Source organism: Acidobacteriaceae bacterium (assembly GCA_035944135.1).
Classification (GTDB): Bacteria; Acidobacteriota; Terriglobia; order Terriglobales; family Acidobacteriaceae; genus Granulicella.
Genome location: DASZBM010000002.1, coordinates 778,575 through 792,449, shown reverse-complemented (window position 1 = coordinate 792,449; position 13,875 = coordinate 778,575). Strand labels below are relative to the sequence as shown.

The following is a 13,875-nucleotide window of genomic DNA, read 5'->3' as shown; positions in this document are numbered from 1 at the left end:
TCACAAGACATCTGGTCACTGGTCAAGCCGCCAAAGGTGCGGAATCAGACTGGATGCGGCAAAATAAAGAGATAGAAGAGCGATAGAGGACAGGCTGCGCACGAGTAACCATGGTTCCCAAAACCCATAGGGCTCTATGGATTTGTGCAATAAAGGGTCTGATGGCTGCCATATCAAGCTGTTAACTCCTCGCATCCTGTTTGGCAGTTAAGTTGCTCTACAAAAGAAAGCGGTTCCGCAAGTAACCAAAGAGTGTCCCTGTGAGAAGCGGCTCCCAAACCCGTCTGCTGGCAATTCTCCTTGCCGTCGTGACGCTGGGCGCAATTGGCCTTGCCATCGCCAATCTCGTTCAGGAGAGCACCTATCCCGCGCCCACGGATGCCGCGCGCTGGATCGAAACGGACGGCGGCCTTCGCGCCTATATCGTGCCGTCGGGTTCCGCCGCGGATAAGGCGGGCATCCGCCAGGGCGATGTCCTGACCGCCATCGACGGCATCCCTACCCCGATGGTCGCCACGGCAAACCGTGAAATGTATCGCACCGGTGTCTGGGGCCACACCACGTATTCGGTGCTCCGCCAAACGTCTGATTGGGCCAAGCCGATCGCCATCGACATCGGCGTCATCCTCGAGCCCACCGACCGGACCGACTTCCAGGTCGAGCGCCTGATCGGTCTTATCTATCTGGCGATCGGTATCTACGTTCTCTTCCGACGCTGGACTGCGCCCAAGTCGACACATTTTTATGTCTTCTGCCTGATGTCCTTCGTCCTCTATGCCTTCAAATTCACCGGCGTACTCGACGGGCTTGACCTTGCTGTCTTCTGGGCGAATATCCAGGCCGCCGCGCTGCAGCCTGCGCTCTTCCTGCACTTTGCTCTCAGCTTCGGCGAGCGCCCACGACGCGACCGCAACAGCCTGGTCTACGCTCCGCTCTACATCCCCGGCGCGGTACTCGTCGTTCTTCGCTTCCTGTCTGTTGAACATTGGGCGCCCACCCAACTACTGCAGCACCGCCTCGACAAGATTGGCTTCGCCTACATGGCGGGCTATTACATCATCGCGGCGGCGGTCTTCTGGGTGCGCTATCGTCGCGAGCATCAGCCGCTGCCGCGTCAGCAGCTTAAATGGCTCTCGCGCGGAACGCTGCTCACCGTTCTGCCGTTCACGTTTTTTTACGTCATCCCATTCCTGCTGGACGCCAACACGCCCGGCAGTCTCGTCAAACTCGCGACGCTCTCGCTCGTGCTTCTGCCCCTGACGTTTAGCTGGGCGATCGTGCGCTATCGCCTGATGGATGTCGACCTCATCTTCAAGCGCGGCGTCACCTACACACTCGTGACCGCCGCACTGGTGGGCCTCTATTTCGTCGTTATCGCCCTCTCCGCAGAGGTCGTTCACACGCGATTCTCGGGCCTCGGCACATGGGGGCTCATCGCGGCGATCATCATCACCGGCCTTCTGTTCGACCCGCTGAAGAACTGGATTCAGTCCTGGGTGGATCGCGTCTTCGACCCCAAGCGCCTCGACTATCGCGAAACTCTCATTCGCTTCGGGCGGGATCTGAACGCGCAGACCGACCTCCGCGCGCTCGTGGACGCCATCGTCGTGAAGCTTCCACAGATGCTGCTCGTCACGCGCGTGGCTGTATTTCTTCCGCAGGACGACGCACCACAGCGATTCCAGCTCATCGCCTCGAACGGGCTTAATGCGCAATCGACCTCACTTGACCTTGGTTTCCTCGACTTCGACTCTCCGGAGGCCGGCAATCACCTCTTCTTCGAGTCGCCGAATGCCTATCTTCGCTTGCCCGAATCGCAGCGTCACACGGCCTCGGCGCTCGACCTGAACTACTACATCGCCTGCCGCGCCGCGCGCCATGAGGGCACCGGATCAGCAACCGTTGCGGTTCTCGGCCTCGGACGCACCACTGAAGGCGACTTCCTCTCCAGCGAGGACATGATGCTGCTGGAGTCGCTCGCGGGTTACATTGGCATCGCCATCCAGAACGCGCAGCTCTATCGCCGCCTCGAGCGCAAGGTCCTCGAGTACGAGCGCCTGCATGACTTCAACGAGAACATCGTCGAGTCCATCAACGTCGGCGTCTTCGCCGTCGATCTCGAAGACAACATCGAGAGCTGGAACGCACAGATGGAGGTCATGCTCTCCACACCGCGCGCCGATGCACTCGGCCACCAGCTTTCTGATGTCTTTCCGCCTGACTTCATTGCCGAGTTCGATCGGGTGCGCGCGGAGCAAGGCGCCTCCACGCTTTACAAATTCCGCCTGCCGACTCCATCCGCGGAGCTACGCACCGCGAACATCACCATCGCTCCCCTGCTGAACCGCGAGTTCCAGGCCGTCGGCCGCATCGTCATCGTCGACGACATCACCGATCGCATCAACATGGAGACGCAGCTTACGCAGTCCGAGAAGCTCTCGTCCATAGGTCTCCTTGCCGCCGGAGTTGCCCACGAAGTCAACACTCCGCTCGCTGTTATCTCCAGCTATGCCCAGATGCTGAGCAAGCAGCTCGGCAAACAGCTCGGCACGGACGAACCCACGCGCGCTCGCCTGCAGCCGGTCCTCGAAAAAATTACGCAGCAGACCTTCCGTGCCTCCGAGATCGTAAACGGCCTGCTCAACTTCTCCCGCATGGGCTCGAGCGAGTTCAGCCGCGTCGAACTCAACTCCGTTGTACGTGACACAACTCTGCTGCTCGAGCACCAGCTCCGTTCCGCGAATGTCGAGGTCACCACCTCGCTCGACGAGAGCCTTCCGGAGATCTCCGGAAATCGCGGCAAGCTCCAGCAGGTCCTGGTCAACTTCATGCTCAACGCCCGCGACGCCCTGCAAGGACGCGAAGGCGCACGTATCCGCGTCACCACGCATCACACCGACTCCGCGGTCCGCCTGCGCGTGGAGGACAACGGCATCGGTATGTCCGAGGCCGTTCTCCGGCGCATCTACGATCCATTCTTCACGACGAAGAACAATCCAGCACAGGGCCAGCGCAAAGGCACCGGGCTCGGGCTTGCGGTAACCTATGGCATAGTGCAGGAACACGCTGGCACGATTGATGTCACCAGCACCGTTGGTGAGGGCACAACGTTCGAGGTCATCTTCCCCGCCGCAGAGTCTCCGGGTCGTACCTCAATCACCGGATCCTCCGTCGACGAAGGGAAGGTTATTCATGTCTAGTTCCGCTGTCGGGGTACAGCAACCGTCCCAATCTTCAGCAGACTCTCCCTTGGTCCAGTCCGGCAACAGCTTCGCGCGAATCCTGGTCATTGATGACGAGGCGGGCATCCGCGACTCGCTCGAAACCCTGCTCACGCTCGAAGGATTTTCTGTCGATCTCGCGCCAGAGGGCTCCGCAGGTCTGGACCTGCTGACCGGCCACAATTACGACCTGCTGCTGCTCGACCTCTCGCTCCCCGGCGAGAGCGGAATCGAACTCCTGCCGCGGATTAAGAGCCTCGCTCCGGAGCTGCCAGTCATCATGATCACGGCCTACGGAACGGTGGGCAATGTCGTCGACGCGATACGTGCCGGCGCCTCGAACTTCATCCAGAAGCCGTGGGACAACGAGAAGCTGCTCGCCGACATCCGCTCCGCGATCGGCAAGCAAAAAGCCGAGAGCGAAGTCGTACAGCTCAAGCGCACGCTGAAACAGCGCTACTCGTTCAAAAACATCGTTGGTAAGAGCGACATCATGCTCAAGATGTTCGACCTGATCTCGCAGGTCGCGCCGAGCCGTTCCACCGTTTTGATCCAGGGCGAAAGCGGAACCGGCAAGGAGCTCATCGCCAAAGCCATTCACGCCAATTCGCCGCGTCGCGATAAACCGTTCATCCCGGTGAACACCGGCGCCGTTCCTTCCGACCTGCTCGAATCGACACTCTTCGGCCATGAGCGAGGAGCCTTCACGTCAGCCATTGCCGCCAAGAAGGGTCTGTTTGAAGTGGCGGACCAGGGCACGCTCTTTCTCGACGAGATCGGAACGATGGGCGTCGACATGCAGGCCAAGATCCTGCGCGTACTGCAGGACCGCCGCTTTATGCGCCTCGGCGGAACGCAGGAGATTCAAGTCGATGTTCGGATCGTCGCGGCAACGAATGTGAATCTGCAGCAAGCCGTGAAAGAAGGGCGGTTCCGCGAGGACCTCTTTTACCGGCTGAATGTCATCTGCCTCGAGCTTCCGCCGCTGCGTAATCGCAAGGAAGACATTCCTCTGCTGGCGGCGCACTACCTCAAGTTTTACGCAGATGAGAATGGCTTCCCCCATCCTGACCTCACACCGGACGCGCTGCGGGTCCTCATGGAGTACGAGTGGCCAGGAAACGTTCGCGAACTGGAGAACGTGATCGAACGGTGCGTCGTGCTATCGACCGGCGCACAAGGCGGCGCAGCGCAGATCGGGCCGGACCTCTTCCCCGCGCAGCTCCGAGGCAATACCTATTCCACAAACCTGTTGGAGCAGCGACCCGATGCATCTCTGTTCGATGTCATGGAAGACATCGAGCGCAGAATCATCTCCGACCGCCTGGAGCGCTGTAGCTGGAATCAGACCGATGCGGCTGAGTACTTCCGTATTCCGCTGTCGACGCTGAACCAGAAGATCAAGCGTCTCAATATCGAAATACGCAAGCGCAACCGTGAGTAGCCGGGCGAAGTAGAAGGCCCTGAGATTGCCGACTCAAGTCCTAGCGACGCGCCTTTTTTGCGGGCTTTGACGCCTTCTTCGGCGGCGCTGCCTTTTTTGCCGGAGCCTTGGAAGGCGCCTTCTTCGCCGCCGGCCTGGACTTCGGCTTGGCAGATTTCGCGGCAGAATTCTTCACGGGAACCTTCTTCGCCGGAGCTTTCTTGCCAGCGTGGCCAGCCGGTTTTGCAGCCTTCTTGGCAGGCGCAGCCTTCTTTGCCGGCACCTTCTCGGCTGGCTTCGCAGCCTTGGTTGCTGCCTTCGCAGCAACAGGCGCGGCCTTCTTCGCGGGAGCGGGGGCCGCCTTGCCAACGCCCTTTCCGGCAGAGATATCTGCGGCGGTGCTCACCACCTTCGATCCCTTGGCGGCGGCTGTTGCTGTCTCCGCGCTTTCTTCAGGAGCTGGGGGGGCGACCTTCTTGGGAGCCTTTTTGCTCGCCCGGCTCTCACGCTTGGCCGGACGGCGGCGCAGGTTCGGGGGCGGAGGAGGCGCGGGCGGCGAGTACGGCTCGAGGAACGCTCGTGCAGCCTCGGGAGTTTCCAGCTTCGCGTCCATGATCACGAAGAAGAGCTTATCTACCAGCTCGTTATAGACCGGAAGATCGGGAGTAATCCGCATCTCCTGCATGAGTGCATACGGTATTCGATTGCGTGCTTGCGGCCATTCGCTAAAGAACTGTTCGAACCTCTGCTTTACTGCGTTGCTCTTCGTGCCGTAGACCAGCGAAAGCACGGCTTGCGGATCGGCGGAGTACAGAAGCTTCCAGGCCGCGGAGGGCGAGGCGTACTCCTTGCTGGAGAACTGGGTCGCAAGCGCTTTGGTGCGGCCTTCCAGAGATTCAATCTCTTCGACGAAGCCGGGCCGGGCAAACGCCTGCTTCAAGGCAGAGACTTCCTTGCTGCCGAGCTTCGCGGTCAGCAGCGGAAAGAACGCCGCAGATGGGTCTGGGTAGATGCCGGCCACGTTAAGTCGTCCTACCTCGTCGCGCAGGCGTTCAACTTCGGTCTCGTTCGCCTTGGCCGCGCTCCACTGTGGGAAGAGGACCTTCATCCAGCCCTCGGACTCCAGGCGGCGAGCGATCCGCAGCGGGTCTTCCTCGTGGAAGATCTCTTCGAGCTCATAGCTGCGCTCCCACGAGCCCAGCGCGTCGATGTAGTTTTCAGCCTTGCCGGTCTCGTACCGCTGCTGAGTCCGCTCCTCCAGAATCCAGCCCAGCCGCGCAGACAAGCGAGCCGCCCGTATCATCCGCGATGGGTCTTCGATGAAACCGTAGTTCGACACCAGGCGGAGTTCGCGGTTTTCAATGTCTGCAACGCCGTTGAGCGGATCCATCAAAAGGCCGTAGGAGCCCTCGTTCAGGGATACCGCCATCGCATTGGCAGTGAAGTCCCGGCTGCGGAGATCGTCGAGGATGCCGCCCATACGGGCAACAGGCTTTCCGGGCTTAGGGTATGTAACCAGCAGCGTGGAGCTGACCTCGGCCCGCACACCTCCCGGAAAGCTGAGGTGCAGGCTTTGGAAGGTATCGTTGGACCCAACGACCCGCGCGCCGGCTTTCTCCAAGTCTTTCTTTAGTTTAAGAGCATTTCCTTGAACCGCCACATCGATGTCGCGAATTGCGACACCGCTAGTCAGGTCGCGGACGGCGCCGCCGACGAGAAAGACTGTAACTCCATGAGTGCGAGCAACATCGCGGATCCGCTTGAGCGCCTCCCGTTGGGCTGGTGTGAGCCTCGACTCCAGGAGATAGATGTAATCGGCCATCGGTTAGATTGAACTCCCGGGCGGGCTGCTCGACCGGTAAGTCCCGATCTCTCAGCGATTTAGACGACGCAATCGGGCCGTCGCAACTCCTGATTGTACAACAAATTGGGCAATCGGGTGAACTTTCTGCACTGATTCTGTTGCGGATATGGTTCCAGTGATCGGGCAAAGCTCGCGCACGGGGATCCGCCAATTCGGAGTTGCTCTTCGGCCTCCGTTCTGCGTGCGACAATCCCGTTGGAGCGGATTTTCGAATGGCTTCCGCGCAGAAAAAGGTCATCGTTCGCAGGTTCAACGACCACCTCAACTGGGGCTATCTGCCTCAGGAGGTTAGCCTTCTCCATGGTTATGTCGAGTTGATCGACCCTTCCGCCCACGTCACACCTATACAGCTAAGCGAGATCAAGTGGATCGCCTACGTGCGCGACTTCAACCTCGCAGACCAGCACCTGCCCGAGCGGCTGGAGCGCAGAAAGTTCACCGCTCGGCCAAGGTCGGAGGGCCTGTGGGTGCGGATGCGGCTGACAGACGGCGACGTGCTGGAGGGTCTTGTGCAAGTGAGCCGGACGCTCCTGGACACGCTCGCCGACTCACTTGGACTCTTTGTGACGCCTCCAGACACACGCGGGAATACGCAGCGGCTTTTCGTGCCGCGCTCCGCAATCGACTCGATCGAGGCTATGGGGTTGATCCAGCCAGCCTCCGCGAAGGCCCCGAAGCCTGCGAAAGAAGAGCCGCAGCCCACGCTGTTCGAGGAGTAGCCCTCCCTCGCACCTCGGGAAGCCTGCGGGCTTTGAACAGCCGTCGTCCATCCGGGTTCGCTACAATCAGCGCCATGAAGCTGGCACTGTTGGCCGAGAAGCTGGACGCGTCGCTGACCCCTGCGCCCGGAACGAGTGTGGACTCCGTCGGCAGCCTGGAGATCACCGGAGTCGCGGGGCTCGAAAAGGCCGGCCCGCACGAGGTCAGCTTCCTGACGAATGTGCGATACAGTGCGCTCGCCAAAAAGACCAAAGCGGCGGCCCTGTTGGTCGAGCCGAACGCGCCCGAGTTTCCGCTGCCGACCCTGCGAGTGGCAAACCCGTACCTGGCCTTTGCCAGGGCGCTCGAGATCTTTCATCCCACGCGGCGCTTCCCTCCCGGCGTTCACGCGACGGCTGTCGTCAGCCCTTCCGCGAAAATTGGAGCGCGGGCGCATGTCGGCGCCTATGTCGTCGTGGGCGACGACGTCGTGATTGGTGACGATGCGGTTCTATTGCCGCACGTGGTGATCTATCCTGGAGCGCGGATCGGTAAGAGGTTCTTCGCTCACGCCCATGCCGTGGTTCGCGAGCGGTGCATTCTCGGCGACGACGTAACGCTGCAGAACGGCGCGGTCATCGGCGCGGACGGTTTCGGATTCGCGAAGAGCGCCGACGGGAGCTGGACGAAGATTCTCCAGACCGGGCCGGCTGTGCTTGAGGACCAAGTGGAGGTACAGGCGAACGCGTGCGTGGACCGGGCCAGCGTCGGTGAGACGCGGATTGCCAGGGGAGCGAAGATCGATAACCTTGTGCAGGTTGGCCATGGGTCCACGGTGGGCGAGAACTCACTTCTCTGCGCGCAGGTGGGGCTCGCGGGTTCAACCACGGTGGGAAAGAATGTAATCCTCGCTGGCCAGGTGGGCGTGGCCGGCCACCTTACCATCGGCGACGGTGCGGTCGCGACGGCCCAGACGGGAATCCCATCGGACGTGGCTCCCGGCGCCGTGGTGAGCGGCTATCCGGCGATGGACAACAAGGCATGGCTGCGGACCGTGGCCGCAGTGAACCGGCTCCCGGAGTTGATCCGAAAGCTGAGATCGCAGGAGAAATAGTTGTGGGTCGAAGGATTTCGGCGCTTGCAGGACTCGTTGCAGTTTTGTCACTCAGTGGCTGTAAGTCGCCTTATGTGAGCGCGACGGTCCGCAACGACACAGGCGCAGCAGTTACGCTTGTCGAGGTCGACTACCCAAGTGCCAGTTTTGGGCGAGAGTCGCTGATCGCGGGAGCGAGTTACCCGTACCGGTTCAAGATATTGGGCAGCGGTGCGACGAAGGTGTCCTGGACGGATGCCCAGCACAAGCAACACACCGGGGCCGGGCCGGATCTGCACGAAGGGCAGCAGGGTTCCCTGACGATTACGCTGACCCCGGCTGGCGCGCAGTGGAGCCCGCAGCTAACGCCCTGAATCAGAGGCTAGGGTTCGGGTGGCGTGGCGCGCGGGCGCGGGGTCTGCTGATTGTTTACGGCATCAATGCCGCTTTGGCCGGCGCGCTTGCGCTGATTGGCGCTGTAGGCAACGAGAAAGCACGCGATGCCGATGACAGCGAAAACGGCGAGAAGAATGAACGTAAGCATTGCGAACTCCCGCGGGCTCGGGCCCTTTTCGTGAGGCTGTGCCGACGGCAAGCCTCTTTTCATTCCGTAAGATGCGGGTTGGGGCGGCGCAGTAGACTCGCTCCCGTAGTGCAGTAGACTCAAGGACGTGAGGCGCGGATTTTTCATCACGTTCGAGGGCCTGGACGGTGCGGGCAAGACCACCCAGCTCCGCCGCCTGGCAGCCGCGCTTGAAAGCGAAGGACACCGCGTGGTCACCCTGCGCCAGCCCGGCGGCACAAGGCTCGGTGACCGCATTCGCGGCGTATTGCTGGATTCAAAAAGCGAGACGGAGCTAGGTGAGATCGCCCCTGCCGCGGAGATGGCCCTGATGTTTGCCGACCGGGCACAATCACTCAAAGAGATCATCCTCCCGGCCCTTGATCGTCGCGAGATTGTTCTCTGCGACCGCTACACCGATTCCTCGGAGGCATACCAGGGGGCTGGCCGCGGGCTCGGTGCCGAGCGGGTACTCGCAATGCACAGCGCCGCCTGCGATAACGTCCAGCCTGATCTCACGCTGCTTTTGTTGCCGCCGCTCAACGCCTCACTCGCACGCGCTCGCCGCCGAAACGACCGTCATGTTCGTCAGCATGGGACCGATGAAAACAGGTTCGAGCGCGAGGGTGACGCGTTTTACAGCCGCGTCTACGATCAGTACCGGGTCATTGCTGAGCGCGAGCCGCAACGTGTTGCCCTGCTCGATCAGCCTGGAACCATCGAGCAGATTGCAGATAAGATTCTGGCGGTAGTCCGCCAGCGGCTGGGCAACACAGTGGGGGTCGAGACTGCGAGCGCGTCGTGAGCACAAGCCTCTATCACGGCGACTACGTTGGTCCGACGCAAGAGGGTGAGTGGCATCTCCCGCCTGGCCTGAAGCGACCGCTGCATCATTACTTTCGCAGGCGCTGGGTAAACTTCGGCAAACCCATCCCTCTCTTTGAGCACCTGCACGCGCGCTTCGGACGAATCGCGTGCTACCGCTTCATGGGCACCCTGATCGTCTTCGTGAACGATCCGGAATGGATCAACGAGATCCTGATCAACCAGGCGTCGAGCTTCGTAAAAGAGCGCACGCTGCGCCGCATGAAGATTCTGCTGGGCGAAGGCCTCATCACGTCCGACGATCCCATCCACATGCGGCAACGCAGAATCGCCGCACCCGCATTTCACCGCCAGCGCATCGCGGGCTACGCCGCCCAGATGGTGGCGAACGCCGGTACTTTGCGCGAGAGCTGGCGCGACGGCGATGAGCTGGATATCTCTGCAGCGATGATGCGGCTTAGTCTGCAGATCATTGCGCGGACCTTGTTCGACCAGGAGGTGACGCCCGCTGTGTTGTCGGTCGCCGACGAAGTGAACACAATCATGGGCCTCTATAACTTCCTCGTCGCCTTCCCCAGGTTAGAAGACGTACTGGACTGGCCCATCCCCGGCGTCATGCAGTTTCGCAGGTCGCGCGCCAGACTCGATGCGATTGTCCACCGCATGATCGCCGACCGTCGCGCGCTCACGCGGGAGCAACTGGAGCAGCGGCACGACCTGCTCTCAATGCTGATTGCCGCGCAGGACGAGGACGTCACGTCGACGACGGCCGTGAGCCAGGGAATGTCCGACGAGCAGGTCCGTGACGAGGCGCTCACTATCTTCCTCGCCGGCTACGAGACCGTCGCGAACGCGATGGCATGGACGTGGTATCTGCTCAGCCAGAACCCTGCCTCTCGCGAGCGCATGGAGTGCGAGGTCGACGAGGTGCTCGGCGGACGGACGCCAACCATCGAGGACCTCCCGAACCTGCGCTACACCGAGATGGTCTTCGCCGAATCGATGAGACTGTATCCGCCGGCATGGGCGATGGGAAGACAGGCCACCAAACCCGTGCAGCTTGGCGAGTACCGCCTGCCACCTGGAACGCATATCTTCTTCAGCCAATACGTCATTCACCGCTCGCCAGTTTATTGGGACGAGCCGCTGGCGTTTCGGCCGGAGCGGCACACGCCGGAAGCCAAGGCGACGCGCCCGCGCTTTGTCTACTTCCCTTTCGGTGGTGGCCGCAGGCAGTGCATCGGCGAAGGCTTTGCATGGATGGAAGGCGTCCTCGCGCTGGCCACAATAGCGCAGCGCTGGCGACTCGAGTTCGTCCCGCGCTTTCCCATCGTTCCGCAGGCCAAGATCACGCTCCGTCCGAAATTTCCGATGATGATGCGGCTGCACGCTCGCGCTTGGTCGCAGCCTCTGCGATAGGCTTAACTGGTGGCGGTCCCTTCCAGCTTCTCTGAATTTCTGGGCAACACGGCTGTTGTCGACAACCTGCGTGCGGCGATCGCCGCCGGTCGGCTGCCGCACTCGCTCGTCATCGCAGGCGCCCGCGGCAGTGGAAAGTACACGCTTGCTCTGCTTCTCACCATGGCGCTCGAGTGCGAGACACAACCGCGCGAGGTCGACGCACACGGCCGCGAGTTGGCCGCCTTCTGCGGCCGCTGTCGCAACTGCACCCGCATCGCTGAATCCGCGGAACTCGAAGCGCGTGTAGACGAGGCCATCGCCGCGCGTGAGGACATGCGGGAAACCGACAAGAAGGACACCCGCGTTCTGGTCCAGACCCACCCCGATGTGCTGGTCGTGCCTCCTGATCCGCCGCAACTGCTGATCAAGCTCGGCCAGATCCGCACCGTCATTCAGCGCGCGCAGTATCTCCCCACCGAGGCGCCCGCGAAGGTCTTCATCATCACAGCCTCGAGCTTCATGAAGGAGGCGGCGAACTCGCTCCTGAAGCTGCTCGAAGAGCCGCCCGCATACGTTCACCTGATTCTTCTGACCGAAAATCCCGGCGAGCTTCTTCCGACCATCCGGTCCCGTTGCGCATTCGCCAGGCTCGGCGCTCTGCCGCCGGACGAGATCGCGGACCTGCTCGCATCGCGTCGGCCAGACTGGTCGCGCACCGATCGTGAACTCATCGGCAGGCTCAGCGAGGGCGCCGCCGGCCGTGCGCTGGCCTTCAACCTGCCCGAGTACGCCTCAGCCCGCGCCGATGCGTTCTCTCTGCTTGCCGGCCTCGAGCGCACCAACGATCACTCACCACTCTTCAAAACAACCGAGACCTATCGTTCCGGCGCCGAGGGCCAGGCGAAGACGGCGGCGCTTCTGCGCGCGCTGGCGAGTCTGCTTGAAGATGTGCTCGTGATTCAGTCCGGTGCACCCGACCGCGTACGCAATGTCGACCGTCGCAAAGACCTGGAACGGATCGCGCAAACCGTGTCCTTCGACTGGATAGAGGGCGCTATGCGTGCCGTGGACGCAGCGCACAGCGGCATGCGACGCAACTTGTTACGCTCGCTCTCTTTGGACTCGTTGGCGCTGCAGCTCGAGAGTGCGCGGATGTGACTTCCGCAGCATTCTTGAAACATTCTGGCGCGCATTCGCGTCTCTGCATCCAAATACGTGACACCTGAACGTTATTAAGAGTGAAAAGGGCCGTTGGGACGCAGCACGTCCCAAGGGTTCAGGAATCACGAAGGCCCATGCCAAACAGGACTCCCCGCGTGAACGACGCCACCATTCCGCTGCCGCCAAACAACCGTAAAGACGACGCCAACAGCTTTAACGGCACACGCAAGCTCGTCCGTCCCCGGCTTCCCGCACGCGAGCGACGGCACGATCCGCATGCCGAGGATCCACTCTCGCACGCCATGCAGGAGACGCTGCCGAATGTGGAGAGCTCGCATGCCGAGGCGTTCTACTTTCAGAAGCAGATCCAGCAGCAGACTGATATGACCGTGGTGCTCGAAGACGGCGAGCAGATGCACGGCCAGCTCGAATGGTATGACCGCTGCGTGATCAAGATGCGCATTGGCCGCCAGCGAGTCCTCATCTACAAGGCGGTCATCAAATACCTCCTCAAAACCAGTGAGCTGCATGCGGGCTCGTCCATCATGAAATAACTGGCGTCATTGATCCGCCGCTACTTCTCGCGAGCAGCCTTGAGCAGCCGGTCGCGGATCGCGTCGTACATTCCGCCGGGCGGCGGCAGCGGAACGAGGATAATCTCGACACCCCGGGCGTCCAGCGCGCGCAGCCCGGCGAACAGCGTCGCAGCCAACCGTTCAGGTTGGTCCCACGTCGCCCACGGCTGGACGATGGCGTTCTGCGGCGCGGACCAGCCAATCGGCAGCAGTACCCCGGCATTCTTCTCTTCCGCAACTGCTGCCGCGAGCTTCCGCTGCAAGGACTCCGCTGAACCCTCGACCAGCCGCACACGAGCCCGCGGAGCGTAGTGTCGAATCCCGACTCCAGGCGATGGCAGAGCCTCCGGCTCGCGCAGTTTCTTCTCGGCAACAGTCGGTAGGTAAACCTCGACCGGCAGGCCGCACGCCTCTTCGATCTGCCGCGGCGTAATGGCTCCCGGGCGATACTGCACGATCGGCGTGCGTGTGACGTCAACGACCGTGGATTCAATGCCGACGTGCGTTGGTCCCGCGTCGAGCACAGCATCGATGCGGCCGCCCAGATCGGCGAGAACATGGTCCGCAGTTGTGGGGCTTGTGTGGCCGAACCGGTTCGCGCTCGGCGCTGCAATGGGCAGGCTCACGGCGCGTAGAAGCGCCTGTGCCGCCGGATGCGACGGCACTCGGATTCCGACCAGCGGCCGCCCCGCGGTCACAGCGTCGGGCACCGTCGCGGACCTGGGCAGCAGCATCGTCAGGGGTCCGGGCCAGAACGCTGCCGCGAGGTTTTCTACGCAGCTACGGAGTTCGTCAGGAATCAGGGCGATACGGTCGATGTCGCCCACACCCGGCACGTGAACAATGAGCGGATCCCACGCGGGCCGTTGTTTCGCGACAAAGATGGCGGCGACCGCCTTTGCGGAAAGCGCATCGGCGCCCAGGCCATAGACGGTCTCCGTCGGGAAGGCGACGAGACGACCGGCTCTCAGTAACTGTGCGGCGCGCTCGACGTCGGCCGGATCGTCGGCGCGTAACCTGATCGTGTTCGGCATCTGCCTCTATCGTATCT

At 61.8% G+C, this 13,875-nt stretch carries 12 protein-coding genes; 9 read left to right on the top strand and 3 right to left on the bottom strand.

Going from position 1 to position 13,875, the window contains the following annotated elements:
- Positions 1–260 precede the first annotated feature (260 nt).
- Complete coding sequence (locus tag VGU25_06010; GenBank protein HEV2576747.1) at positions 261–3,200, top strand: ATP-binding protein; 2,940 nt, start codon at positions 261–263, stop codon at positions 3,198–3,200.
- Positions 3,193–4,665, top strand: coding sequence for a sigma-54 dependent transcriptional regulator (locus VGU25_06005; protein ID HEV2576746.1), 1,473 nt, complete (start codon positions 3,193–3,195; stop codon positions 4,663–4,665). The genes VGU25_06010 and VGU25_06005 overlap by 8 nt, the downstream gene beginning before the upstream one ends.
- A 40-nt stretch (positions 4,666–4,705) precedes the next feature.
- On the opposite strand, the gene VGU25_06000 is transcribed toward VGU25_06005, so the two are convergent.
- Complete coding sequence (locus VGU25_06000) at positions 4,706–6,466, bottom strand: CCA tRNA nucleotidyltransferase (protein ID HEV2576745.1); 1,761 nt, start codon at positions 6,464–6,466, stop codon at positions 4,706–4,708.
- Positions 6,467–6,720: 254 nt separating this feature from the next.
- On the opposite strand from VGU25_06000, the gene VGU25_05995 reads away from it, so the two are divergent.
- From VGU25_05995 to VGU25_05985, 3 genes are all read left to right on the top strand, one after another.
- On the top strand, positions 6,721–7,227 hold the full coding sequence (locus VGU25_05995) for a hypothetical protein (GenBank protein ID HEV2576744.1): 507 nt from the start codon (positions 6,721–6,723) through the stop codon (positions 7,225–7,227).
- Positions 7,228–7,301: 74 nt separating this feature from the next.
- Positions 7,302–8,321 (top strand): UDP-3-O-(3-hydroxymyristoyl)glucosamine N-acyltransferase, encoded by a 1,020-nt coding sequence (gene lpxD, locus VGU25_05990; protein ID HEV2576743.1) that lies wholly within the window; start codon positions 7,302–7,304, stop codon positions 8,319–8,321.
- A 2-nt stretch (positions 8,322–8,323) separates the two neighbouring features.
- Entirely contained in the window at positions 8,324–8,674 is a 351-nt protein-coding gene (locus VGU25_05985; GenBank protein HEV2576742.1) for a hypothetical protein, read from the top strand.
- 8 nt (positions 8,675–8,682) lie between these two features.
- Here the strand turns inward: VGU25_05985 and VGU25_05980 are convergent, their stop codons facing one another.
- Positions 8,683–8,844, bottom strand: a complete 162-nt coding sequence (locus tag VGU25_05980) for a hypothetical protein (GenBank protein ID HEV2576741.1) — start codon at positions 8,842–8,844, stop codon at positions 8,683–8,685.
- 127 nt (positions 8,845–8,971) lie between these two features.
- Between VGU25_05980 and tmk the strand changes: the two genes are divergently transcribed.
- The 4 genes from tmk (at position 8,972) to VGU25_05960 (ending at position 12,803) form a co-directional block, all read left to right on the top strand.
- A complete protein-coding gene (gene tmk / locus VGU25_05975; GenBank protein ID HEV2576740.1) occupies positions 8,972–9,667 on the top strand; it encodes a dTMP kinase in 696 nt (231 codons plus the stop codon).
- Positions 9,664–11,106, top strand: a complete 1,443-nt coding sequence (locus VGU25_05970) for a cytochrome P450 (GenBank protein ID HEV2576739.1) — start codon at positions 9,664–9,666, stop codon at positions 11,104–11,106. The genes tmk and VGU25_05970 overlap by 4 nt, the downstream gene beginning before the upstream one ends.
- A 9-nt stretch (positions 11,107–11,115) precedes the next feature.
- On the top strand, positions 11,116–12,246 hold the full coding sequence (locus VGU25_05965; GenBank protein HEV2576738.1) for a DNA polymerase III subunit delta': 1,131 nt from the start codon (positions 11,116–11,118) through the stop codon (positions 12,244–12,246).
- 137 nt (positions 12,247–12,383) lie between these two features.
- Entirely contained in the window at positions 12,384–12,803 is a 420-nt protein-coding gene (locus VGU25_05960) for an RNA chaperone Hfq (protein ID HEV2576737.1), read from the top strand.
- A gap of 20 nt (positions 12,804–12,823) precedes the next feature.
- Here VGU25_05960 and VGU25_05955 read toward each other — a convergent pair whose 3' ends face one another.
- Complete coding sequence (locus tag VGU25_05955) at positions 12,824–13,858, bottom strand: L-threonylcarbamoyladenylate synthase (GenBank protein ID HEV2576736.1); 1,035 nt, start codon at positions 13,856–13,858, stop codon at positions 12,824–12,826.
- Between the last annotated feature and the right edge of the window lie 17 nt (positions 13,859–13,875).